General features: G+C 66.8%; 24 protein-coding genes. 15 read left to right on the forward strand and 9 right to left on the reverse strand.

All coding sequences use genetic code 11. The features are described 5' to 3' along the window. Nucleotides 1–66 precede the first annotated feature (66 nt). A complete protein-coding gene (locus HNP02_RS22195) occupies nt 67–1,158 on the forward strand; it encodes a methyltransferase (RefSeq protein WP_309241660.1) in 1,092 nt (363 codons plus the stop codon). Further along, complete coding sequence (locus HNP02_RS22200) at nt 1,158–1,532, forward strand: RidA family protein (protein ID WP_184442644.1); 375 nt, start codon at nt 1,158–1,160, stop codon at nt 1,530–1,532. The genes HNP02_RS22195 and HNP02_RS22200 overlap by 1 nt, the downstream gene beginning before the upstream one ends. Here the strand turns inward: HNP02_RS22200 and HNP02_RS22205 are convergent. Next, nucleotides 1,514–1,891, reverse strand: coding sequence for a DUF952 domain-containing protein (locus HNP02_RS22205; RefSeq protein WP_184442646.1), 378 nt, complete (start codon nt 1,889–1,891; stop codon nt 1,514–1,516). The genes HNP02_RS22200 and HNP02_RS22205 overlap by 19 nt on opposite strands. A 128-nt stretch (nt 1,892–2,019) precedes the next feature. Between HNP02_RS22205 and HNP02_RS22210 the strand changes: the two genes are divergently transcribed. Both HNP02_RS22210 and HNP02_RS22215 read left to right on the forward strand, forming a co-directional pair. Next, nucleotides 2,020–2,211: a hypothetical protein gene (locus HNP02_RS22210; protein ID WP_184442648.1), complete on the forward strand. Its 192-nt coding sequence runs from the start codon at nt 2,020–2,022 to the stop codon at nt 2,209–2,211. A 61-nt stretch (nt 2,212–2,272) separates the two neighbouring features. Continuing rightward, entirely contained in the window at nt 2,273–3,244 is a 972-nt protein-coding gene (locus tag HNP02_RS22215; RefSeq protein ID WP_184442650.1) for a YihY/virulence factor BrkB family protein, read from the forward strand. Here the strand turns inward: HNP02_RS22215 and HNP02_RS22220 are convergent. Beyond that, nucleotides 3,234–3,470, reverse strand: a complete 237-nt coding sequence (locus tag HNP02_RS22220) for a DUF3039 domain-containing protein (protein WP_184442652.1) — start codon at nt 3,468–3,470, stop codon at nt 3,234–3,236. The two genes, HNP02_RS22215 and HNP02_RS22220, sit on opposite strands and share 11 nt — an antisense overlap. Before the next feature lie 77 nt (nt 3,471–3,547). On the opposite strand from HNP02_RS22220, the gene HNP02_RS22225 reads away from it, so the two are divergent. The 3 genes from HNP02_RS22225 (at nt 3,548) to HNP02_RS22235 (ending at nt 5,874) form a co-directional block, all read left to right on the forward strand. Further along, the gene (locus HNP02_RS22225; RefSeq protein WP_184442654.1) at nt 3,548–3,946 is read left to right on the forward strand and encodes a DUF3099 domain-containing protein; all 399 of its coding nucleotides are present in this window, start codon (nt 3,548–3,550) and stop codon (nt 3,944–3,946) included. Nucleotides 3,947–4,096: 150 nt separating this feature from the next. Next, on the forward strand, nt 4,097–5,056 hold the full coding sequence (locus HNP02_RS22230; RefSeq protein WP_184442656.1) for a sigma-70 family RNA polymerase sigma factor: 960 nt from the start codon (nt 4,097–4,099) through the stop codon (nt 5,054–5,056). A gap of 128 nt (nt 5,057–5,184) precedes the next feature. Continuing rightward, on the forward strand, nt 5,185–5,874 hold the full coding sequence (locus HNP02_RS22235; RefSeq protein WP_184442657.1) for a metal-dependent transcriptional regulator: 690 nt from the start codon (nt 5,185–5,187) through the stop codon (nt 5,872–5,874). Here the strand turns inward: HNP02_RS22235 and HNP02_RS22240 are convergent. After that, on the reverse strand, nt 5,871–6,932 hold the full coding sequence (locus HNP02_RS22240; protein ID WP_184442659.1) for a DUF4192 domain-containing protein: 1,062 nt from the start codon (nt 6,930–6,932) through the stop codon (nt 5,871–5,873). The two genes, HNP02_RS22235 and HNP02_RS22240, sit on opposite strands and share 4 nt — an antisense overlap. A 171-nt stretch (nt 6,933–7,103) precedes the next feature. Between HNP02_RS22240 and sthA the strand changes: the two genes are divergently transcribed. Then, nucleotides 7,104–8,519, forward strand: coding sequence for a Si-specific NAD(P)(+) transhydrogenase (gene sthA, locus HNP02_RS22245; RefSeq protein WP_184442661.1), 1,416 nt, complete (start codon nt 7,104–7,106; stop codon nt 8,517–8,519). A gap of 3 nt (nt 8,520–8,522) precedes the next feature. Here sthA and HNP02_RS22250 read toward each other — a convergent pair whose 3' ends face one another. Then, nucleotides 8,523–9,314: a serine protease gene (locus HNP02_RS22250; protein WP_184442662.1), complete on the reverse strand. Its 792-nt coding sequence runs from the start codon at nt 9,312–9,314 to the stop codon at nt 8,523–8,525. Between the two features lie 150 nt (nt 9,315–9,464). On the opposite strand from HNP02_RS22250, the gene HNP02_RS22255 reads away from it, so the two are divergent. From HNP02_RS22255 to HNP02_RS22265, 3 genes are read left to right on the forward strand one after another with little or no spacing between them, the layout of a single operon-like run. Then, nucleotides 9,465–10,448, forward strand: a complete 984-nt coding sequence (locus tag HNP02_RS22255; protein ID WP_184442663.1) for a proteasome assembly chaperone family protein — start codon at nt 9,465–9,467, stop codon at nt 10,446–10,448. 49 nt (nt 10,449–10,497) lie between these two features. Then, on the forward strand, nt 10,498–11,520 hold the full coding sequence (locus tag HNP02_RS22260) for an alpha/beta fold hydrolase (RefSeq protein ID WP_184442664.1): 1,023 nt from the start codon (nt 10,498–10,500) through the stop codon (nt 11,518–11,520). Between the two features lie 46 nt (nt 11,521–11,566). Next, nucleotides 11,567–12,265, forward strand: a complete 699-nt coding sequence (locus HNP02_RS22265) for a PhzF family phenazine biosynthesis protein (protein WP_184442665.1) — start codon at nt 11,567–11,569, stop codon at nt 12,263–12,265. 9 nt (nt 12,266–12,274) lie between these two features. On the opposite strand, the gene nrdR is transcribed toward HNP02_RS22265, so the two are convergent. Then, a complete protein-coding gene (gene nrdR / locus HNP02_RS22270) occupies nt 12,275–12,736 on the reverse strand; it encodes a transcriptional regulator NrdR (RefSeq protein ID WP_184442666.1) in 462 nt (153 codons plus the stop codon). A 98-nt stretch (nt 12,737–12,834) separates the two neighbouring features. Next, a complete protein-coding gene (locus HNP02_RS22275) occupies nt 12,835–13,275 on the reverse strand; it encodes a LysM peptidoglycan-binding domain-containing protein (RefSeq protein ID WP_184442667.1) in 441 nt (146 codons plus the stop codon). Between the two features lie 255 nt (nt 13,276–13,530). Here HNP02_RS22275 and HNP02_RS22280 point away from each other — a divergent pair, with 255 nt between their 5' ends. Together HNP02_RS22280 and lexA are read left to right on the forward strand one after the other, a co-directional pair. Continuing rightward, the gene (locus HNP02_RS22280) at nt 13,531–14,316 is read left to right on the forward strand and encodes an SDR family oxidoreductase (RefSeq protein ID WP_184442668.1); all 786 of its coding nucleotides are present in this window, start codon (nt 13,531–13,533) and stop codon (nt 14,314–14,316) included. A gap of 90 nt (nt 14,317–14,406) precedes the next feature. Continuing rightward, nucleotides 14,407–15,075 (forward strand): transcriptional repressor LexA, encoded by a 669-nt coding sequence (gene lexA / locus HNP02_RS22285; RefSeq protein WP_184442669.1) that lies wholly within the window; start codon nt 14,407–14,409, stop codon nt 15,073–15,075. Here the strand turns inward: lexA and HNP02_RS22290 are convergent. After that, nucleotides 15,072–15,788 carry a TetR/AcrR family transcriptional regulator gene (locus tag HNP02_RS22290; RefSeq protein ID WP_184442670.1) on the reverse strand — a complete coding sequence of 239 codons (717 nt, stop codon included), beginning with the start codon at nt 15,786–15,788 and terminating at the stop codon, nt 15,072–15,074. The two genes, lexA and HNP02_RS22290, sit on opposite strands and share 4 nt — an antisense overlap. Before the next feature lie 52 nt (nt 15,789–15,840). Here HNP02_RS22290 and HNP02_RS22295 point away from each other — a divergent pair, with 52 nt between their 5' ends. Both HNP02_RS22295 and HNP02_RS22300 read left to right on the forward strand, forming a co-directional pair. After that, nucleotides 15,841–17,271: a DHA2 family efflux MFS transporter permease subunit gene (locus HNP02_RS22295; RefSeq protein ID WP_221317875.1), complete on the forward strand. Its 1,431-nt coding sequence runs from the start codon at nt 15,841–15,843 to the stop codon at nt 17,269–17,271. Between the two features lie 15 nt (nt 17,272–17,286). Continuing rightward, a complete protein-coding gene (locus tag HNP02_RS22300) occupies nt 17,287–18,090 on the forward strand; it encodes an SDR family NAD(P)-dependent oxidoreductase (protein ID WP_184442671.1) in 804 nt (267 codons plus the stop codon). Here HNP02_RS22300 and HNP02_RS22305 read toward each other — a convergent pair. Both HNP02_RS22305 and HNP02_RS22310 read right to left on the reverse strand, forming a co-directional pair. Beyond that, nucleotides 18,015–19,976 (reverse strand): LGFP repeat-containing protein, encoded by a 1,962-nt coding sequence (locus tag HNP02_RS22305; RefSeq protein WP_184442672.1) that lies wholly within the window; start codon nt 19,974–19,976, stop codon nt 18,015–18,017. The two genes, HNP02_RS22300 and HNP02_RS22305, sit on opposite strands and share 76 nt — an antisense overlap. Before the next feature lie 156 nt (nt 19,977–20,132). Continuing rightward, complete coding sequence (locus tag HNP02_RS22310; protein WP_184442673.1) at nt 20,133–21,302, reverse strand: acyl-CoA dehydrogenase family protein; 1,170 nt, start codon at nt 21,300–21,302, stop codon at nt 20,133–20,135. Nucleotides 21,303–21,423: the final 121 nt, after the last annotated feature.

The raw sequence follows: 21,423 nt of genomic DNA on the forward strand, positions 1-21,423 counted from the left end.
CCGACGATGGGGCGGTAACCCGTTGGGACACAAACGACTTGTCGGCGGCCGGTATCGTTGCGGCCCGTGCCCGACAATCGAAGAACCCCACCCGTCCGTCTGGTCCGTGTCGTCGACGGGGTCCGTACCGGTCTGCACAAGCTGACGCGCAAAATGGTGCCCGGCAACATCGCGTTGTTGGAGATCGCGAACGGCAGCTGGACGACGCAGGCCTTGTACGTTGCGGGCAAGCTCGGCATCCCCGACGAGTTGGCCGGTCGGCCGTTGAGCGCTGCCGAGGTCGCCCGCCGGGTCGGTGCCGATCCCGATGCGGTCTTTCGGCTGATGCGAGCACTGGCAGGCAAGGGAGTGTTCGAGCAGCGCCGCGACGACACATTCGCGCTTACGCCGATCGGCGACGCGTTGCGGGCGGACGCACCGGGCTCGATGCGCGCCTTGGTTCTGCTGATAGGCGATCCGGCGCAGTGGGAGCACTGGGGCAGCCTGCTGCACTCCGTCAAGACCGGTGAACCCGCCCCGGTCAAGTTGCGTGGCACGACCTTCTTCGAGTACCTGGACACCAACCCCGAACTGGCCGCGGTGTTCAACGACGCGATGACCTCGATGAGTGCGATGGCCACCGATCCGGTGCTGGCCGTGTTCGACTTCTCCGGGTTCCGCCGGATCGTCGACGTCGGCGGCGGGCATGGCAGCCTGCTGGCTGCCGTCCTGCAGAGCGCACCCGACGCCCACGGCGTGCTCTTCGACCTGCCGTCAGTGGTCGAAGGGGCCCCTCCGGTGTTTGACGCCGCCGGGGTTGGTGACCGCTGCACCGTGTCGGCCGGTTCGTTCATGGACGCGGTTCCCGAGGGCGGTGACGCCTACCTACTCAAGACGATCATCCACGACTGGGACGAGGAAACCGCGCTGCTCATTCTGCGCAACGTCCGTGCGGCGATGGGCCCGCGGGCGAAGCTGCTGCTGTTGGAAATGGTTCTGCCGCAACATGCTTCGTCACACTTCGGGACCATGCTGGACCTCGAGATGTTGGCCATTGCCGGCGGCAAGGAACGGACCAGCTCCGAGTACTCAAACCTGTTGGCGCGCGCCGGTTTCCGGCTCGAACGTGTCGTCGAGACGGCAGGCCCGCTATCGATCGTGGAAGCGAGAACGGCCTGATGGCGCCGCAGCGGATCACCGTTTCGTCGGGATCGCCCTTCGAGGATCAAGTCGGCTACGCGCGGGCAGTACGCGTCGGCCCACTCGTCGTCGTTGCGGGCACGACTGCACCAGGAGACGGTATCGCCGAGCAGGCGCGGGAAGCGTTGCGCCGCATCGAGATCGCCCTCGCCGAGGCCGGCGCCACCATGGCCGACGTAGTGCGCACCCGGATGTTCGTCACCGACATCAGCCGGTGGCAGGAAGTCGGAGCAGTGCACGCCGAGTTCTTCGGCGACATCCGGCCCGCCACGTCGATGCTCGAGGTGACCGCGCTCATCGCACCCGACCTGCTGGTCGAGATCGAGGCCGACGCCTACGTGGCCTCGGACTGATCGGCGGGCAGTTCTGCGAACGTGCCGTCGGCCCCTGGCAGATACGGCGTGACACTCGTCACAGCGGCCACCGGAAGCGGGCCGTACAGGTGCGGGAACAGCATGGCCGCGGGATCGATCGGCACACCGGGCTCCCAACGCACCGGCGCCCCCACCAACGCGGGATCGCAGCGCAGCAACACCAGATCCGTCCGTCCGGCGTAAAGCCGGTTGGCGGGCAGATGGACCTGCTCGGCGGCGGACAGGTGCACGAAGCCGATGTCGTCGAACGACGGCGGCCGGTGCTCACCGGAACCCTGCGCGCGTTGCCAGTCCTCAGCGGTGCACAGGTGCACCAACACACTCGGCGTCGGGATCATGGGGTCAGCCTGCCCTGCCCGCAACTTCACCGACAAGTGAGACACGACACACCGATGAACGGCCGGGGAACAAGGCCGGAAGCCAAAACGTCTGACACAGTAGAACTACGCGAGACTCAGGAGGAGCCATGAACGCAACTCTGACCAGCCCCGAACTAACTCGGGCTGATCGTTGTGACCGTTGCGGCGCAGCCGCTCGCGTCCGCGCGACGTTGCCGTCGGGAGCCGAGCTGCTTTTTTGCCAGCATCACGCCAATGAGCACGAGGCAAAGCTGGTCGAGCTGGCCGCCGTGATCGTGGTCAAGCCGACCGACTCCTGACGAACCCAGCACGACCCCGCACGGGGCGTGCCGGTCCATCGTCGGGAATGCTGGTGTGGTCATGAGTGACCATCCCCCGCCAGTGAAGCCGTCGCGCCACCACATTTGGCGCATCACCAAACGCACGTTGTCGAAGAGTTGGGACGACTCGATCTTCTCCGAGTCGGCCCAAGCCGCGTTCTGGTGTGCCCTGTCCCTTCCGCCGCTGCTTCTCGGCATGCTGGGGAGCCTGGCGTACGTGGCGCCGATCTTCGGCCCGCAGACGCTGCCGACCATCGAGGATCGGCTGATCCGCACGGCCAACAGCTTCTTCTCCCCCAACGTCGTCAACGAGATCATCGAGCCGACGGTCCGCGACATCCTGCTCGGCGCCCGCGGCGAGGTGGTGTCGATCGGGTTCGTCATCTCGCTGTGGGCGGGCTCGTCGGCGGTGTCGGCGTTCGTGGACTCGATCGTCGAGGCGCACGATCAGACACCCCTGCGCCACCCCGTGCGGCAGCGGTTCTACGCCCTTGGCCTGTACGTGGGCATGCTGGTGTTCGTCATCGTCACGGCGCCGTTCATCGCGCTCGGGCCGATCAAGATCGGTGAGCACATTCCCGAAAGCTGGGCCAACGTGCTGCGCTTCGGCTATTACCCGGCGCTCTTCCTCAGCTTCGTCATGGCGGTGACGTTCCTCTACCGGGTGTCGCTGCCACGGCCACTGCCATCGCACCGGCTGCTGCTCGGCTCCGTGCTGGCCGCGGCGGTGTTCCTGGTGACCACGGTGGGCCTACGGGTCTACCTGACGTCGATCACCGCAACCGGCTACACGTACGGTGCATTGGCCACGCCGATCGCGTTCCTGCTGTTCGCTTTCTTCCTCGGCTTCGCGATCATGCTGGGCGCCGAGTTGAACGCCGCCGTTCAAGAGGAGTGGCCTGCCCCCGTGACCCACGCGCATCGGCTGCGTGGCTGGATCGAGGAGCAGGCCGATTCGCGTACCAACGGGAAGGCGGACCCTCCCCCCGACGCGCCGCCGACTACTTCTTGAGCGACTCGTAGACCCGCTTGCAGTCGGGGCACACCGGCGAACCGGGCTTGGCCGCCTTGGTGACTGGGAACACCTCGCCGCAGAGGGCGACGACGTGGGTACCCATCACCGCGCTCTCGGCAATCTTGTTCTTCTTCACGTAGTGGAAGACCTTGGGAGCGTCGTCGTCTGTCCCGTCGTCGACGCGTTCGTCGCTGTCGGTGCGTTCGATGGTCTCGGTCTGCATGACGTTCATTGTGCCTGCCATGGCATCGGGAGGGAACCGGACCGTTTGGGCGGCGTGATCTGTGGAACAGTAGAGGTATGAAACACGGCCAAGAGCTGAGTTTCGACGACGATGGTCGACCGGTCCTCATCACCCGTGCGGCGCAGCCCTACGAGGAACAGCATCGCGAGCGGGTACGCAAGTACCTCACCATCATGTCGTGGCGCATTCCCGCGCTCCTGGGCGCCGCAATCGCGTACGGCGTATGGCACAACGGCTTGATCTCACTGGGCATCCTGATGGCGTCGATACCGCTGCCGTGGATCGCGGTGTTGATCGCCAACGACCGGCCACCCCGACGGGCTGAAGAACCGCGACGGTATGCGGCGAGGACGCGGATCCCGCTGTTTCCGACCGCTGAGCGACCCGCGCTGGAGGCTCGCAGGGACGTTCCACCGCAACACGATTCGACGGAGTCGCAGCACGACGTTCCCTGATGAGGAAAATCTTCATCACTTCTCAGGACATTCTCAGGTCGTCGCCGAATCGATGCAGGTCAGAAGGTGTGAGAACGGCGGCAGGCGGGAACTCTTAGAGCTGATTCGACGTTATAGCTCATGACTGCCCCAGCCGACTAGGAGGCCGATATGGCTACTGCCACCGCAAGCCGATTCGACAGTGATCTGGACGCCCAGAGTCCTGCCGCCGACCTGGTGCGCGTGTACCTCAATGGCATTGGCAAGACCGCGCTGCTGAATGCAGCCGACGAGGTCGAACTGGCGAAGCGCATCGAGGCTGGGCTCTATGCGCAGTATCAGCTCGACACCAAGAAGCGGCTTGGCGACCTCCGCAAGCGCGAGCTCATGGCCGTCGTCCGCGACGGTGAAGCCGCCCGCAGGCACCTGCTCGAGGCGAACCTGCGCCTCGTCGTTTCGCTGGCCAAGCGCTACACCGGTCGCGGCATGCCCCTGCTGGACCTGATCCAGGAGGGCAACCTCGGCCTGATCCGCGCGATGGAGAAGTTCGACTACGCCAAGGGATTCAAGTTCTCCACCTACGCCACGTGGTGGATCCGCCAGGCCATCACGCGCGGCATGGCCGACCAGAGCCGCACCATCCGGCTGCCGGTCCACCTGGTCGAGCAGGTCAACAAGCTCGCCAGGATCAAGCGTGAGATGCACCAGAACCTCGGCCGCGAGGCCACCGATGAGGAACTCGCCGAGGAGTCGGGCATTCCCGCCGAGAAGATCGCCGATCTGCTCGAGCACAGCCGCGACCCGGTGAGCCTGGACATGCCGGTCGGCAGCGACGAGGAAGCGCCGCTTGGCGACTTCATCGAGGACGCCGAGGCGATGTCGGCGGAGAACGCCGTCATCTCCGAGCTGCTGCACACCGACATCCGGCACGTCCTTGCCACGCTCGACGAGCGCGAGCAGCAGGTGATCCGGTTGCGGTTCGGTCTTGACGACGGCCAGCCCCGCACTCTGGACCAGATCGGCAAGCTGTTCGGGCTGTCCCGTGAGCGCGTTCGCCAGATCGAGCGCGAAGTGATGGCGAAGCTGCGGCACGGCGATCGGGCCGAGCGGTTGCGGTCCTACGCGAGCTAGACCTTCCCAAGTGATACCCGCCGCGGCAAACGCGGCGGGTATCACTTTTTGGCGCGCCGACACGAGGCCCCTGCTCAGGCGTTTGCACCGGTAGACTCGGCTGAGATGCTGGGCTGGGGAAGGCTCCTATGAACGATCTGATCGATACGACCGAGATGTACCTGCGGACCATCTACGACCTCGAGGAAGAGGGCGTAGTGCCGCTGCGTGCCCGGATCGCCGAGCGCCTCGAGCAGAGTGGCCCGACCGTGAGCCAGACCGTGTCGCGGATGGAACGCGACGGACTGTTGCACGTCGCCGGTGATCGCCACCTCGAGCTGACCGACAAGGGCCGCGCACTGGCCGTCTCCGTGATGCGCAAGCACCGGCTCGCCGAGCGCCTCCTGGTCGACGTCATCGGCCTGCCCTGGGAGGAGGTGCACGCCGAGGCCTGCCGTTGGGAGCACGTGATGAGCGAGGACGTCGAGCGCCGTCTCGTCCAGGTCCTCGACAACCCGACCACCTCGCCGTTCGGAAACCCGATCCCTGGTCTGTCCGAGCTCGGCATCGTGCCCTCGAGCGCTGACGACGTCGCCCTGGTCCGGCTCACCGAGCTGCCCACCGGCTTCCCGGTAGCGGTGCGCGTGCGCCAACTCACCGAGCACGTCCAGGGCGACATCGAGTTGATCGCGCGGCTCAAGGATGCCGGTGTGGTCCCGAGTGCGCGCGTGACCGTTCAGGTGGACGAGCAAGGCAGCGTCATGATCGTGATCCCCGGCCACGAGCAGGTCGAGTTGCCGCATCACATGGCGCACGCCGTGAAGGTCGAGAAGGTCTAACCGGCGCGCCTGCCGAACGATTGGCGCGGCGGAAGCTTCACCCCGAGTTGCTTGGCCAACCGGTATCCGGTGAGCCCCAACTCCCGGATCTGCTCGGGGCGCATCCCCGACTGCAGCGCCTGATCAAGCATGCGGGCCATGCGGTGCCCAGGGTTGCACCGCAGCGCGGCTTCCAGTGACACCCCGGCCAGCGGCCCGTCGCCACGGGCGTAGGTCGAGAATGCCAGCAACACAAGCGGTTCGGCGCGCCACGGTTCCGGCAGGGTCCGCGCCAGCAGCACCCACAGCGACTCCGCGGATGCGGCGTCCCTTCCCACGGCCAGCGCGTACAACGTGTCACGCACCCGTGGATCGGTCAGCCCGTACGCCAGCCGTGCCAGATCCGCGTCGGACGGGCACCGCCCCTCGACTGCCCCCGCGGCGGCCGCCATGGCGTGCTCGACGTCGGCGCGGGCATCCGCGTCGGGACGCTGATCGGCGTCGCCCGTTGCGGCGTCCGTGGCGGCCTTGAAGGCACCGCGCAACCCGGCGGTGCGGACGGGATCTGCCACGGCGATCACCGCCTGCAGGTCGGCACGCCGCGAATAGAGCCGACGCCCGTCCAGCACGGCCGCCGCGGCCATCGGGGAGGCCGTCGGATCCTCGACGCTGCCTGCATACACCCCGCCGTCCGCGCAGTGCCACCGACCACCCGCCGCCACCCGGTCGACGACGTGGACGCCGAGCAGGTCGATGCCCCATTCGGAGAGCGCATCGCCGAGCGCGTCGGCGAGCAGACGGTGCTCGTCCTTGCACATCCGGCACGTAGTCGCATCCTCGTCGACGATCACGGCGATCGCAGCGTCGGGGCCAGCCGTCGCGGCCACCTCCGCCATGTGCCCGACCGCGTCGAATACGTCGTTCGAAAGATCAATGCGCATAACGCAACCCATCTCGCCATCGTCGAACGTCACGAGGACCAGGGATTTCTCGGGCACGAAACCGAGGACGGCGGGCAGCGCGGCGATCAACGCGCCGGGTTTGTTGATGTGGAAGTCGGCGTTTCGAAAGGTCGTCATGGGCAGAACGTGTCAGTAAGCCCCGCCGAAATCCGCTCCCGTGCCGCCTCGGGCAACGTCGGATGTGGACGAATTCGCCTCTGTGGATGAGTGCGATTTGTTAAGCCCGCATTCGCCCATGATTGACCCCGTCGGCATGCAAGATCGCCGCAATCGGCGTAGGACTACTGCATGGGTACCACGCAGGAGTACGACCTCGTCGTCATCGGTTCCGGACCTGGCGGGCAAAAGGCAGCCATCGCCGCCGCCAAGCTCGGGAAAACGGTCGCGGTCATCGAACGCGGCCTCATGCTCGGCGGCGTCTGCGTCAACACCGGGACCATCCCGTCGAAGACCCTGCGCGAGGCAGTCGTCTACCTCACGGGCATGAGCCAACGCGAGCTGTACGGCGCCAGCTACCGCGTCAAGGACAAGATCACGCCCGCCGACCTGCTGGCCCGCACACAGCACGTCATCGGCAAGGAGATCGACGTCGTCCGATCCCAGCTGATGCGCAACCGGGTCGACCTGTTCGTCGGACACGCCCGCTTCCTCGACGAACACTCGTTACAAGTCGAAGACCCCAACCGCGCCGAGAAGATCACCCTCAAGGGCGGGCACATCGTCATCGCCACCGGCACCAAGCCGCTTCGGCCCGCGGGCGTCGAATTCGACGAGTCGCGAGTGCTCGACTCCGACGGAATCCTGGACCTCAAGAGCATTCCCAGCTCGATGGTGGTGGTCGGGGCCGGAGTGATCGGCATCGAGTACGCGTCGATGTTCGCCGCGCTCGGCACCAAGGTCACCGTCGTGGAGAAGCGTCCGACGATGCTCGACTTCTGCGACCCCGAGATCGTCGAGGCCCTGCGCTTCCATCTGCGCGATCTCGCGGTGACGTTCCGCTTCGGTGAGGAGGTCACGGCCGTCCACGTCGGCGCCTCCGGCACCGTGACGACGCTGGCCAGCGGCAAGCAGATCCCCGCCGACACCGTGATGTACTCCGCAGGCAGGCAGGGCCAGACCGACGGCCTCGACCTGCCCGCGGCCGGGTTGGAGGCCGACGACCGCGGCCGCATCTTCGTCGACGACAACTACCAGACCAAGGTCGACCACATCTACGCGGTCGGCGACGTCATCGGCTTCCCCGCGCTTGCCGCCACGTCGATGGATCAAGGTCGCCTCGCCGCCTATCACGCGTTCGGCGAGCCCTCCAAGGGCATGACCGACCTGCAGCCCATCGGCATCTACTCGATCCCCGAGGTGTCCTACGTCGGGCATACCGAGGTCGACCTAACCAAGGACTCGATCCCGTACGAGGTCGGGGTGTCGCGCTACCGGGAGCTGGCCCGCGGCCAGATCGCCGGCGACTCCTACGGCATGCTCAAACTGCTTGTCTCGACCGAGGATCTGCGCCTTCTCGGCGTGCACATCTTCGGCACCAACGCCACCGAGATGGTGCACATCGGGCAAGCGGTCATGGGTTGCGGCGGCACCGTCGAGTATCTGGTCGACGCGGTGTTCAACTACCCGACGTTCTCGGAGGCCTACAAGGTGGCTGCGCTGGACGTGATGAACAAGCTCCGTGCGCTGAGCCAGTTCAAGGCCTAGCGCTCAGCAGTCGTCGTCGAACACCGTAGGCGCGTCGTCGGCCGGTCCCCCGGCTTCGGCGCGGACCAGCAGCCGTCCGACCGCGCCGTCGAACGGCGGTGAGTAGGAGACGTTCTCCTCGCAACCACCGCCTTCCAGGCCGCCGATCAGGCCCGCGATCACCGATCCGGTCACCCACGGGGCGCCGCTGGTGCCGTCGACCAGGCCCGCACATGGCAGCGCAGGGAAGCCGCGGTCCTCGGACGACGTGCGGGTGGTGCAGCCGACCGGGTCGCCACCCGTCCCCATCGGGTAGCCGGTGACGGTGACGTCTGTGCCCGCCTTCGGCGCAGGCCCAACGGCGAACCCTCCCCCTGCCCGCGTCTCGACCGAACCGCCGCCGTCGCGGCTCACCCTGGCGACGGCGAAGTCGGCCAACGGGTCTTGATCGGTGACCCAGCGCGGGTCGAGGTAGACGGCGTCGACGTGGAAGAAATCCGAATCGGCTGCCTCACTGGCGAACTGCGGCACGAAGTACGCATCGACGCCCGCCGCCAAGCAGTGCGCGGCGGTGAGGATCAGGTCACCCGAGGACGAGTCCAGCACCGCCCCCGAGCACGTGTGCATTGACTGGTTGCCGAGGAACACCGCCCCCACTCTGGGCTCTGCGGGTACCGGCTTGGCGGACGGGGACGAATCCGCTTGGGGCGAGGTCGACGTCGTCGTACCCGTGGTCTGCGCGGTGGGCGAAGGCCCCGCGCAGGACACGGGCAGGGCCAACAGCCCCGTCAACAGAACGATCCGAGCGCCACGCATGATGATCGATCTTGCCCGACGATGCTGGCGGCTGGGTGATGCGACGGAATGAGCGGGCCGGGGCACCGCGTTCGAACTGTTTGAGTGGGGCCGAGATGGCAACCACTGCAAAGTGCGGGACACTAGGTGTCACCAAGGAGGCAAAGCAGTATGGCCGATCACCCAGAAGGCCCTGGGCAGCACTATCAACCGGAACAGACCGGGATGTACGAGCTGGAGTTCCCCGCGCCCCAGCTGTCGTCGGCAGACGGTCGTGGCCCGGTGCTGATCCACGCCCTCGAGGGGTTCTCGGACGCCGGCCACGCCATCAAGCTGGCCGCGGCGCACCTGAGGAACACGCTGGACACCGAGTTGGTGGCGTCGTTCGCGATCGACGAGCTGCTGGACTACCGGTCGCGGCGGCCGCTGATGACGTTCAAGACCGACCACTTCACCCACTACGACGACCCCGAGCTGAGCCTCTACGCGTTGCACGACACCGTCGGCACGCCGTTTCTGTTGCTCGCCGGGCTGGAACCAGACCTGAGGTGGGAACGGTTCATCACTGCCGTTCGGCTGCTGGCCGAACGGCTCGGGGTACGCCAGGTGATCGGGCTCGGCACGATACCGATGGCAGTGCCGCACACCCGCCCGGTCACGATGACGGCCCACGCCAACGACAAGGAGCTCATCGCCGAGCACCAGCCGTGGGTCGGCGAGGTTCAGGTGCCCGCAAGCGTGTCGAACCTGCTCGAGTACCGGATGGCCCAGCACGGCCACGAGGCGGTCGGCTACACCGTCCACGTGCCGCACTACCTGGCCCAGACGGACTACCCGGCGGCCGCCGAGGCGCTGCTCGCAGAAGTCGCACGCACCGGCTCCTTGCAGATCCCGCTGGCCGCACTGGGAGAGGCGGGTGCCGAAGTGCTCGCAAAGATCAACGAGCAGGTGGAGTCGAGTACCGAGGTCGCTCAAGTGGTGACCGCGCTCGAGCGACAGTACGATGCGTTCGTTAGCGCTCAAGAGAACCGGTCTTTGCTGGCGCGAGACGAAGATCTTCCAAGTGGTGACGAACTCGGCGCCGAGTTCGAGCGATTCCTTGCCCAGCGCGATGAGTCCAAAGGCGGCGACGACGGCATCGTAGGGTTCGACTAGTACGCCCTACCCCGGGCCCGACAGTGAAGTTGGCGAGGAGTTGGCGATCATGGCGAAGCGAAAGCCCAATCTGCGCAGTGTGCGCGAACTGACCCCGACGCTGCACTACCGCACCATTCATGGGTACCGGCGCGCGTACCGGGTGGCCGGCTCGGGCCCGGTGATCCTGCTGATCCACGGTATCGGCGACAACTCCACGACGTGGAGCACGGTCCAGTCGAAGCTGGCGCAGCGATTCACCGTCATCGCACCCGACCTACTGGGCCACGGCCAGTCGGACAAGCCACGCGCGGACTATTCGGTTGCGGCCTATGCCAACGGAATGCGCGACCTGTTGAGCGTGCTCGACGTCGAACGGGTCACCGTGGTCGGCCACTCGCTCGGCGGTGGGGTGGCCATGCAGTTCGCCTACCAGTTCCCACAATTGGTGGACCGCCTGATCCTCGTCGGCGCGGGCGGGGTGACCAAGGACGTCAACATCGCGCTGCGCATCGCGTCCCTGCCGATGGGCACCGAGGCACTGGCCCTGCTGCGCCTGCCGTTGGTGCTGCCCGCACTGCAGGTGGTCGGACGGGTCGGCGGTGCGATGTTCGGCTCGACCGGCCTTGGCCGCGACCTCCCCGACGTGCTGCGCATCCTGGCCGACCTGCCAGAACCCAACGCCTCGTCGGCATTCGCCCGCACCCTGCGTGCGGTAGTGGATTGGCGTGGCCAGGTCGTGACCATGCTGGATCGATGTTACTTGACGGAATCCGTTCCAGTGCAGCTGATTTGGGGATCACAAGATTCGGTGATCCCGGTCGATCACGCCCTCATGGCGCACTCCGCAATGCCCGGCTCGGTCCTCGAGGTCTTCGACGGATCGGGCCACTTCCCGTTCCACGACGATCCGGACCGCTTCGTCGAGAGCGTCGAGAAGTTCATCGACTCGACCACCCCGGCCGTGTACGACCAGGACGCGCTGCGCGACCTGCTTCGGACCGGTATCAGCGAGCGAGCCATCACCGGAACGATCGACACCAGGGTGGCCGTACTCGACGCCATGGGCGCCGACGAGCGTAGCGCTACCTGACCGCCTGCGAAACCGAGGGCCGAACGCACGAAGTAGCATGGGGCGCATGGCCATCGACGTGACCGTGTTGCGAGTGTTCACCGATTCGGACGGCAATTACGGCAACGCCCTCGGCGTCGTCGACACCATCCAGGTGAACCCCGCCGACAGACAACGGGTCGCCACCGAATTGGGTTATAGCGAAACCATTTTCGTCGGACTGCCGGCGCCCGGCACCAGCACCGCCGTTGCGCACATCTTCACCCCCGCTGCCGAGCTGCCCTTCGCGGGGCATCCTACGGTCGGGGCGGCGTGGTGGCTCAAGCAGCGCGGCACGCCGATCAACACACTGCAGGTGCCCGGCGGCGTCGTGCAGGTGGAGTACCTGTCGCAGCCGGACGGCGAGTTCACCGAGATCAGGGCCCGCTCGGAGTGGGCGCCGGACTTCTCGATCTACTACCTGAACTCGGTAGACGAGGTCCTCGCCGCCGACCCCGCCGACTACTCCGACGATGGCGAGCACTACGTGTGGGCGTGGATCGACAAGGGCGAGGGCAGCATTCGTTCGCGTGTGTTCGCCAGCCGTCTTGGCATCCCGGAGGACGAGGCGACCGGCGCCGCGGCGGTCCGCATCACCGACCACCTGAGCCGTGACCTGATGATCACGCAGGGGAAGGGCTCGCAGATCCGCACATCGTGGAGCCCGGAGGGATGGGTGAAGGTGGCCGGTCGGGTGGTCGAGGACGGGGTCAGACAGATCGACTGACCGCACGGGTCAGCTCGACGCCACTCCGCGATGAGCCCGCAACGCCTCGATTTCGCGTTCGAAGTCGTCGGCCGAGGAGAACGAACGGTACACCGATGCGAACCGCAGATAGGCGACTTCGTCGAGGTCGCGGAGGGGGCCGAGGATGGCAAGACCCACCTCGTTGCTCGGCACTTCGGGCGATCCGCCTGCGCGTACGGCGTCCTCGACCTGCTGCGCGAGCAGGTTCAACGCATCGTCGTCGACCTGACGGCCCTGGCACGCGCGTCGCACGCCCTTGATCACCTTCTCGCGGCTGAACGGCTCGGTGACGCCGCTGCGCTTTACGACGGCCAGCACGGCGGTCTCCACGGTGGTGAATCGGCGGCCGCACTCGGGGCATGACCGGCGTCGCCGGATCGCCTGGCCCTCATCGGCCTCGCGGGAATCGACCACGCGCGAGTCGGGGTGACGACAGAACGGACAGTGCATCACCGCTCCTTCGCCGCCGTCGTGGCGCCCGAGCACTTCGGACGAATACGAGCGTACCGTTGCACGGCAGCGAATTTGACTGCGCATGTCGCGCGAGATCACCCGACGGGCGCGATGAGGGTCTGTCCGGCGTCTACCGCGGCTGACTGAAGTTCGTTGAGTTCCCGGATCTGGTCGACGACAGCACCGACCGGTGCATCGGGAGCCACCCGCTGCGCGAGTTGCTGTAGCGACTCGCCCGCCTGCACCTGGACCACGGCGAGCTGGCTCGGCATCTGCTCCGCCGGTTCCGCGGATGCGCCCAGCTGGGCGACCAGACCCAGCCACACGGTGATGGCCGCGGCGACGAGGGAGAGCAACACGGTGGTCAACGGCGTGATGGGCCTGCGGCGATGGGATGCGCGCGACATCAGCACACCCGTGCGCTGGTAGCGCAGGGGCGAGCCGGCAGGTCGGCTCGAGTCGGGCCGTCGCCTCGCGGCCTGCCGGACGGGCCGGACGACGACATCGGTGGGGTTCTCGCGGGTGATGGTGGTCATCTGCGGGCCTTTCGCTGTGTTCTACGGTGCGGTGTTCGCTCCTGTGTTCGAATACTAATCGCTCAGGTGTTCGATGACTAGAACATGTGATCGAACTGTTGCGAACGATAACCGGACCCACCGACAAGCCCGGCCGCCATGAAGGACCAGAGAAGCGTCGTGAACGTTCGCAGCGCCTCCTCGGCGAGTTCGTCGATCGAGTGGAACAGTTACCCGTCGAGGCCGGCCTACCGTCGCCACGATCCAGGAGATTCGATGACCACTGACCTGCGCGGCGCCCGCGTCCTACTCACCGGTGCCACCGGCGGCATCGGCCACGCCATAGCCCGCGCCCTGCACGCCGAAGGTGCCGTCCTCGTGCTCACCGGGCGCCGCGCGGAGACGCTCGACGCGCTATCCGCCGAACTGGGCGCGACGACGCTCACCGCCGACCTCGCCCGTCCCGAGGCACCCAACGAGCTGCTCGAACGAGCGGGCAGGGTCGACGTGCTCATCGCGAACGCGGCACTGCCCGGCGTCGGCCGGCTGACGGATTTCAGCATCGACGACCTCGACCGCAACCTCGCGGTGAACCTGCGCACGCCGATCGTCATGGCCCGCGCCGTAGTGCCCGCCATGCTCGAACGCGGCAGCGGCCACCTCGTCTTCATCGGTTCCGTCTCGGGTATCACCGCCTCACCAGGCGGTTCGATCTACAGCGCAACGAAGTTCGGCCTGCGCGGGTTCTCCGACGGCCTGCGCCAGGACCTGCACGGCAGCGGCGTAGGCGTCTCGATGGTCATGCCGGGATTCGTCAGCGACGCAGGCATGTTCGTCGAATCCGGCATGCGGCTGCCGCCCGGGGTGCGCACCACGACCCCGGAACGGGTCGCCGCGAGAGTGGTCCGCGCGATCCGGCGCGACGTCGGCGAGATCGTCGCCGCACCGCTCGAGATGCGGATCGCCGCAAAGCTCGGGTCACTGGCCCCAGCGCTCAGCGCCAAAGTCCAGCGAATGGCGGGCGCCGCCGAGATCAGTGCAGCTCACCGCGGGACCCCGTGAGTTGATCGGCGCCCAGCGTCGACGCGCACACCGCGACACGCCTCGAACACATGTTTGATTATCGGCGGACGAAAGACTAGATTCGCCCACATGAGCGATAGCACTGACACCCGGGACCCCGCACTGACCCAGCGTCAACGCACCATCCTCGACGTCATCCGCTCCTCAGTCACCACCAGGGGTTATCCACCCAGCATCCGCGAGATCGGCGATGCCGTCGGCCTCACGTCGACCTCATCGGTCGCCCATCAGCTGCGCACGCTCGAACGCAAGGGCTATCTGCGGCGCGACCCCAACCGCCCGCGGGCGGTGGACGTCCGCACCCCCGAGGAACTCGCGGGCCCGGTTGTCGCCACCGATGTGGCCGGCTCCGACGCGCTGCCCGAGCCGACGTACGTGCCCGTGCTCGGACGCATCGCGGCCGGCGGCCCGATCCTCGCCGAGGAAGCCGTCGAGGACGTGTTCCCACTGCCGCGCGAACTCGTCGGCGAGGGCTCGCTATTCCTGCTCAAGGTCGTGGGCGAGTCGATGATCGACGCCGCGATCTGCGACGGCGACTGGGTGGTCATCCGTCAGCAGAACGTCGCGGACAACGGCGACATCGTCGCGGCGATGATCGACGGCGAGGCGACGGTGAAGACGTTCAAGCGCACCCGCGGCCAGGTCTGGCTGATGCCCCACAACCCGTTGTTCGATCCGATCCCCGGCAACGACGCCGCCATCCTTGGCAAGGTCGTCACGGTCATCCGCAAGGTCTAGCCCAGGTTGTCGACGATCAGCCCGAGGGTGAAGTCGAATCGTTCGTGACCGGTGCCCGACGTCAGTTCGGCCGCATATCGTCGGGTCGACGGAAACGCGTCGGCCGGCAGCGCCTCGAAGCGGTCCACTAGCTCGTCACGGCTGACCACCCAGGCTTCGTCCTGGCCATCGCGCTGCGCCTCGACCAATGAGATCTCCAGCGTGTAGGCGTTGATGTAGAGCGACAGGGAGTCCATCGCCCAGGCCGCCGTCTGGGGCGGTACGCCGCCGGCGACCAGGATCGTCAGCATCCCCTCCGCCACTCGCAAGGTGTCGAGGTTGGTTGACGCGGTGGCGAGCGCTGCGCGCGAGATGCCCGGGTACCTCAGGTACTGATCGCGCATCTGGGCACATACGTCGCGGATCTGTTCACGCCAGATCGCCGGGTTGGGCTCGGGCAGCACGATTTCCGAGGACAACCGACCGATGAGCAGCTCGTCGATGTCGGCCTTGTTGACGACGTGGGCGTACAGCGAGGCCGGTCCGGTACCGAGCACGTTGGCCACACTGCGCATCGTCAACGCGTCATAGCCCTGGGTTGCCACCACCTGTAGCGCGGCCTCGATGATCCGTTCGACGGTGATCGGCGCCTTCTTCGTGCCAGGTGAGGCGGCAGAGTCGTCGAGCTGCGCGTGACGAGCCGCGCGGCGGGTCTTCGGGTCAACACGGGGCATGTGACTGACTCTACCTTGACACAAACTTAGTTCGAGATATAGAACTTAATTCGTGATTAGCGAACTTAGTTCGTCAGAACCTCGGACGACGCCACCACGGTCGCTGCGCCGGGCCTACCGGGTGCTCGTCGTCGTGTTCGTCGCCGACCTGATGGACATGCTCGACTCCACCGTCGCCAACCTCGCCGGACCGTCCATTCGTGCCGACCTCGGCGGCGACGAGACCACGCTGCAATGGGTGCTGGCCTCCTACACCGTGACCTTTGCGCTCGGCCTGGTCACCGCGGGCCGGCTCGGCGACCTCGTCGGTCGTCGGCGGTTGTTCCTGATCGGCATGGCCGGATTCACCCTGGCCTCACTCGCGTGCGGGTTGGCGCCCGGCGTTGGCTGGCTCATCACCGCCCGCGCCGTGCAGGGGCTCTTCGGTTCGGTGATGATTCCGCAAGGGTTCGCACTGCTCACCGTCGTGTTCCCACCAGACAAGCTGCGCCAGGCCTTCGTCCCGTTCGGCCCGATCATGGGGCTCGCCTCCGTCGGAGGACCGATCCTGGCCGGCTGGCTACTGCACGTGAACCCGTTCGGCAGCGAGTGGCGCTCGATCTTCCTCATCAACGTCCCGATCGGCATCGCCGCGTGGCTGCTCAGCTGGCGCTACCTGCCCCGCCATACCGGCGAAGACCGCAACGCCCGACTCGACATCACCGGCGTCACGCTGCTCACCCTCGCCTCGGCAATGCTGATCATTCCCCTCGTCGAGGGACGCGAACTGGGCTGGCCGACCTGGACCTACGTGATGATGGCGGGCTCCGTCGTCGCGTTGGCTCTCTTCGTGATCTCCGAGCGCCGAAGCACCCATCCGGTCATCGCGCCGTCGCTGTTTCGCAAACGCAGCTTCGTCGTCGGCCTGATCATCGTCGCCGGCTTCTTCGCCGCACAGAACGGATTCCTGTTGGCGTTCAACCTGCTGCTGCAACTCGGATTGCACTGGAGTCCAATGGATTCCGGCCTGGCCCTGATCCCATGGGCACTCGGCAGCGCCGTCGGCGTCGGCCTCGCAGGCGCGGTCCTCGTCGCGAAGCGCGGCCGCGCCACACTGCAACTCGGCCTCGGCTGCGCCGCAGTGGGTTTGATCGCGCTCTGCTGGACCATCGTGAGCTGGCGCGACGACCTCACCGCGATGACGCTGACACCGGCGCTGCTCGCGATCGGGTTCGGCACCGGCCTCGTCGGCGTCCCCATCTTCGAATACGTCCTCGGCGATTCCACCACCGCGGAAGTAGGCACCGGCTCCGGCATGCTCAACGCCGTTCAGCAGTTCGCCTCCGCGATCGGTTTCGCCGCCCTTGGCACCGTGTTCTTCGCCAAGGCCAATCACGGCACCTACGACAACGCTGGCGTGCTGGTCAGCGCGCTCGCCGCAGCACTGTTCCTGATCACTCTGCTGCTGGTCGGACTGCTCCCGAAACAACCACGATCCAACTAACTCGAAAGATCAACCATGACAACCAAAGTCGCACTCATCACCGGCACCAGCCGCCCAATCGGGATCGGCTTCGCCGTCGCCGAACAACTCGCCGAGCAGGGCTACCAGGTGATCCTCACCGCGCGTGACGCAACGCGCGCAGAACGGCTCGCCGAACAACTCCGCCAGGACGGCAACGCCGCCAGCGCACTGCGCCTCGATCTCACCGAGCCGGCCACCTTCGACGATGCCGCCGCCTATGTATCTCAGAACTTCGGCCACCTCGACGTCCTGGTCAACAACGCGACACACGGACCCGACTTCGCCGTTCTGTCCGCGCTCGACGCCGACCTCGACGCCGTGCGCACCGCACTCGACGTCGACCTGATCGGCACGTGGGGCTTGATCCTCGCAATGCTTCCGCTCCTCAAGGCTGCCCCGGCCGCCCGCATCGTCAACGTGTCCAGCAAGTCCGCCCAGCAGATCGCCACCGGACTCGACCTCGGCGCGCCCCTGCGAGCCCCCGCCTACTCCATGGCGAAGTACATGCTGAACGTCCTGACCACCACCTTGGCCCGCGCGCTCGAGGACACCCCGATCCTCGTCAACGCCGTCGACCCTGGCGACACCGCCACCCACCCCGAACGCGGCGATGACGACGACTCGCGCTCGGCCGCCGAGAGCGCCCGCGGTATCGTCTGGGCCGCAACGCTCGACCACGACGGGCCAACCGGTGGGCTGTTCTACGATCAGCAGCCGATAGCTCAGCCCTTGACGAAACCGTTCGTCAACGCGAATTCCTCACTGGCGAACCAGATCTCGGCCCGCGCCCCGTCGTAGGTGCCGCTTCCCGGCGTCCAGTACACGCCGGTGGTGGTGTCGGCCTTGACCGGATATCCCTCCGGCGCCTGGTACGGGTCGTCGTGCGCCAACCGCAACGCCGTCTGTCCCGTCGCAGGCTCCTCGAGCACGATCGCGGCGTGCCGACCGCTCGGCGGGCCACTCGCGGGCTCGGGCTCCTCTTCCGGGACGTCGGCGGAGTGCGCCTCCGTCTCGATGCGCGTCGGTGCCGTATCGATGGAGTCCTGGTCGTCGGGAAAGCTGGCTAGTCGGGTGGTCGTCCCGCCGTCCTGGTCGTCGTCGTGGTCCGTGTGATCGTCCGTGTGATGGTCGGGGTCGACGTGGTGATCGACGGCGTCTTGGTGGTGTTCGTCGTGGTCGTCGGCGGAACGCATCGACCAGGCGCTCACGGGGACGTACGCGGGGTCACCCGGCGTGCTGTCGTCGGTCAACGGCATCGGCCCGGAGTCGAAGGCGTGGTCCTCGGGGTCGTCGTAGTCGTCGAACTGGTTCAGCGGCGCGCGATCGTTGCCCCGACGCCGGTTCAGCACCGCCGCGACGATGATCGCGACCACGATGAGCACGACCGGGATGGCGGCGAGCCACCACCACTGCCGCAGGTTCGCGTACCACTTGCCGCCGCCCGCACTGGACGGCTCCGCGGCGGGTGGCGCCTTCGGTACGTCCTGGCCCGGCACCTCGAGGCCGGACAGTCCCGACGCGAGATTGGCCGGTTCAGTGGTGAACTTCTTCGTCGACTTGTCCCAGGTGATCGCGCCGCCGTTGAACTTCTGAGTGACCAGATCACCGTTCACGGTCTGGTCCGCGGTCGGTGCGCCGAGATCGCCCTTCGCTCCCCCGAGCTTGGCCCATGCCACGTTCATCGCGCCGCGCACGATCACGGCGCCGAAGTCGGGCGTCCAGAAGATCACCGGCTGATCCGCCGCACCGAACGTGGCGATCCGGCTCATCGGGGCCAGACCGCCGTCGGCCTCGCTGCTGGTGGGGAAGCCCAGGTCGCCCGCCGCACCGCCGACGCTCTCGTACTTGGCAAGCACCTGGCCGGTCACCACGTCGGCACCGGTGTTGGGGCTGTAGAAGATCTTGCCGCCGGCGAAGGTCTGCACCAGACCGTCCGCGCCGACGGTGCTCGGCGGTCCCTGCGCGGCGCCAAGCGGGCCGAGCGGGCCGCCAGCGGCGCGGCGCGCGGCGTTGATGGCCGAGGTCGCGTCACCCGGAACCGCAAGGCCCACGAGCTGATCGGCGAGCTCCGGCGGTGCTGTGGTGAACGCCTTGGTCTTCGAGTTCCACGACAGCTGGCCGCCGGAGAAGTTCTGCGACGACACGTCGCCGTCGTACACCTCGTCATCGGTGGGGACGCCCAACTGACCCGCCGAACCGCCGAGCTTGTCCCACGCCGCGTTGATGGCGCCCCGAACCACGCGCGCGCCGGTGTCCGGCGTGAAGAAGATGACCGGGTTGTCAGCCGCACTGAACGTGCTGTTCCGGCTGTCCGGCGCCTTGCCCGCGCCTTCGTCGATGGTGGGAAAGCCCAGGTCACCGTCGGCGGGTCCGCCGAGCGACAGGTACTTGTCGAGGATCGCGCCCTGCATGATGTGCGCGCCGGTGTCCGGGGTGAAGTAGATCTTCCCGCCTGCGAAGTTCTGTCCGAAGCCGCTGCCGACGGCGTAGACGGTGCCGTCCTTGGGCCCGAGTGGACCCGTGGCGCCCCCGCCGGTGTCCCAGGCCTGGCTGATGGCGGCATCGGCATCGCTCTCCGGTGTCGCCGCGGCAACCGGGGCGAGCAGGACGACGGCGGCCGCCAGCGCGAGGCCGACGCTCGCCCGCCTCGTCACACCGCCCAACAGGGTTCGCAGCCCGGTCATCCGTCCCCTCCCCCAATACACAAAGATTCCTAAAGTATCGCGCCCGTCAACTGTGCGTCAGTTGACGTCCATCTTGAGGGATATCCAAGCGGTCGTGAGGATGTGTCGCGTAGGGGGCCCGCGAACTGGTGGTCCATCCGTAGGTCGCCGCCGGGGTCAAACGCCCAAGCCGCGGCCGATGATCTCCTTCATGATCTCGGTGGTTCCGCCGTAGATCGTTTGAATCCGCGAATCCAGGAAGGCCCTCGCAATGGGGTATTCCCGCATGTAGCCGTACCCGCCGTGCAATTGCAAGCAACGATCGTTGAGTCGCACCTGAGCCTCGGTGGAATACCACTTCGCCATCGCGGCTTGCTCGACCGTCAGCTTCTCGTCGAGATGCAGACGAATGAATTCGTCGACCATGATCCGAACCGCGGTTGCCTCGGTCGCCAGCTCCGCCAACGTGAAGCGGGTGTTCTGAAAGCTGCCGATCGGCTTGCCGAACGCCTTCCGCTCCTTCGTGTACTGCAGGGTGGCCGACAGCACGGCCTCCATGCCCGCCGCGGCCATGACCGCAATGCTGATCCGCTCCTGGGGCAGGTTCTGCATCAGGTAGACGAAGCCCATGCCCTCTTCTCCGAGCAGGTTCTCGGCAGGCACCTTGACGTCGGTGAACGACAGCTCGGCGGTGTCCTGCGCGTCCAGCCCGATCTTGTCCAGATGGCGGCCACGCTCGAAGCCCTCCATGCCCCGCTCGACGACGAGAAGTGAGAAACCCTGCGCGCCCTTGTCGGGGTCCGTGCACGCCACGACGATCACCAGGTCGGCGTGAATGCCGTTGGTAATGAACGTCTTCGCTCCGTTGAGCACGTAGTGGTCGTCGTGCTTGACCGCACGGGCCTTGATGCCCTGCAGATCGCTGCCCGTGCCGGGCTCCGTCATGGCGATCGCGGTGATCAGTTCACCGGTGCAGAACCCGGGCAGCCAGCGCTGCTTCTGTTCCTCGGTGGCCAGACGCAGCAGGTAGGGCGCGATGACGTCGTTCTGCAGTGCGAATCCGAGGCCGCTGTAGCGGCCGGCGCTGGTCTCCTCGGTGATGATGACGTTGTAGCGGAAGTCGGGGTTGCCGCCGCCGCCGTACTCCTCGGGCACGGCCATACCGAGAAAGCCCTGCTTGCCGGCCTCCAGCCAGATGCCGCGGTCGACGATCTTGTCCTTCTCCCACTGCTCGTGGAACGGCGCGACGTGGCGGTCGAGGAACGCGCGGTAGGACTCGCGGAACAGATCGTGCTCGGCCTCGAAGAGGGTGCGGTCGTACTTCACTACCTTGCTGGGCGAGCCCATGGTTCTCCTCCGGACGTACGGGAAGTGGATTTGAGTTACGACCCTATACCACCCAACCGGATGGTTGACTGCCCGAACGTCGGTGGTTGGGAGCCCGAACATCGGTGGCGCACGGCCATAG

Origin of the sequence: Mycobacterium sp. AZCC_0083, from assembly GCF_014202335.1 — a bacterium.
Classification (GTDB): domain Bacteria; phylum Actinomycetota; class Actinomycetes; order Mycobacteriales; family Mycobacteriaceae; genus Mycobacterium.

Excerpts from the sequence above, each read along its gene's own strand:
- HNP02_RS22260 (WP_184442664.1), top strand. The coding sequence starts at position 10,498 with ATGGCGAAGCGAAAGCCCAATCTGCGCAGTGTGCGCGAACTGACCCCG.
- HNP02_RS22200 (WP_184442644.1), top strand. The coding sequence starts at position 1,158 with ATGGCGCCGCAGCGGATCACCGTTTCGTCGGGATCGCCCTTCGAGGAT.
- HNP02_RS22300 (WP_184442671.1), top strand. The coding sequence starts at position 17,287 with ATGACAACCAAAGTCGCACTCATCACCGGCACCAGCCGCCCAATCGGG.
- HNP02_RS22230 (WP_184442656.1), top strand. The coding sequence starts at position 4,097 with ATGGCTACTGCCACCGCAAGCCGATTCGACAGTGATCTGGACGCCCAG.
- HNP02_RS22250 (WP_184442662.1), bottom strand. The coding sequence starts at position 9,314 with ATGCGTGGCGCTCGGATCGTTCTGTTGACGGGGCTGTTGGCCCTGCCC.
- HNP02_RS22205 (WP_184442646.1), bottom strand. The coding sequence starts at position 1,891 with ATGATCCCGACGCCGAGTGTGTTGGTGCACCTGTGCACCGCTGAGGAC.
- HNP02_RS22210 (WP_184442648.1), top strand. The coding sequence starts at position 2,020 with ATGAACGCAACTCTGACCAGCCCCGAACTAACTCGGGCTGATCGTTGT.
- HNP02_RS22235 (WP_184442657.1), top strand. The coding sequence starts at position 5,185 with ATGAACGATCTGATCGATACGACCGAGATGTACCTGCGGACCATCTAC.
- HNP02_RS22305 (WP_184442672.1), bottom strand. The coding sequence starts at position 19,976 with ATGACCGGGCTGCGAACCCTGTTGGGCGGTGTGACGAGGCGGGCGAGC.
- nrdR (WP_184442666.1), bottom strand. The coding sequence starts at position 12,736 with ATGCACTGTCCGTTCTGTCGTCACCCCGACTCGCGCGTGGTCGATTCC.
- HNP02_RS22310 (WP_184442673.1), bottom strand. The coding sequence starts at position 21,302 with ATGGGCTCGCCCAGCAAGGTAGTGAAGTACGACCGCACCCTCTTCGAG.
- HNP02_RS22265 (WP_184442665.1), top strand. The coding sequence starts at position 11,567 with ATGGCCATCGACGTGACCGTGTTGCGAGTGTTCACCGATTCGGACGGC.
- HNP02_RS22215 (WP_184442650.1), top strand. The coding sequence starts at position 2,273 with ATGAGTGACCATCCCCCGCCAGTGAAGCCGTCGCGCCACCACATTTGG.
- HNP02_RS22290 (WP_184442670.1), bottom strand. The coding sequence starts at position 15,788 with ATGCCCCGTGTTGACCCGAAGACCCGCCGCGCGGCTCGTCACGCGCAG.
- HNP02_RS22275 (WP_184442667.1), bottom strand. The coding sequence starts at position 13,275 with ATGACCACCATCACCCGCGAGAACCCCACCGATGTCGTCGTCCGGCCC.
- HNP02_RS22220 (WP_184442652.1), bottom strand. The coding sequence starts at position 3,470 with ATGCAGACCGAGACCATCGAACGCACCGACAGCGACGAACGCGTCGAC.
- HNP02_RS22240 (WP_184442659.1), bottom strand. The coding sequence starts at position 6,932 with ATGACGACCTTTCGAAACGCCGACTTCCACATCAACAAACCCGGCGCG.
- HNP02_RS22280 (WP_184442668.1), top strand. The coding sequence starts at position 13,531 with ATGACCACTGACCTGCGCGGCGCCCGCGTCCTACTCACCGGTGCCACC.
- sthA (WP_184442661.1), top strand. The coding sequence starts at position 7,104 with ATGGGTACCACGCAGGAGTACGACCTCGTCGTCATCGGTTCCGGACCT.
- HNP02_RS22255 (WP_184442663.1), top strand. The coding sequence starts at position 9,465 with ATGGCCGATCACCCAGAAGGCCCTGGGCAGCACTATCAACCGGAACAG.
- lexA (WP_184442669.1), top strand. The coding sequence starts at position 14,407 with ATGAGCGATAGCACTGACACCCGGGACCCCGCACTGACCCAGCGTCAA.
- HNP02_RS22225 (WP_184442654.1), top strand. The coding sequence starts at position 3,548 with ATGAAACACGGCCAAGAGCTGAGTTTCGACGACGATGGTCGACCGGTC.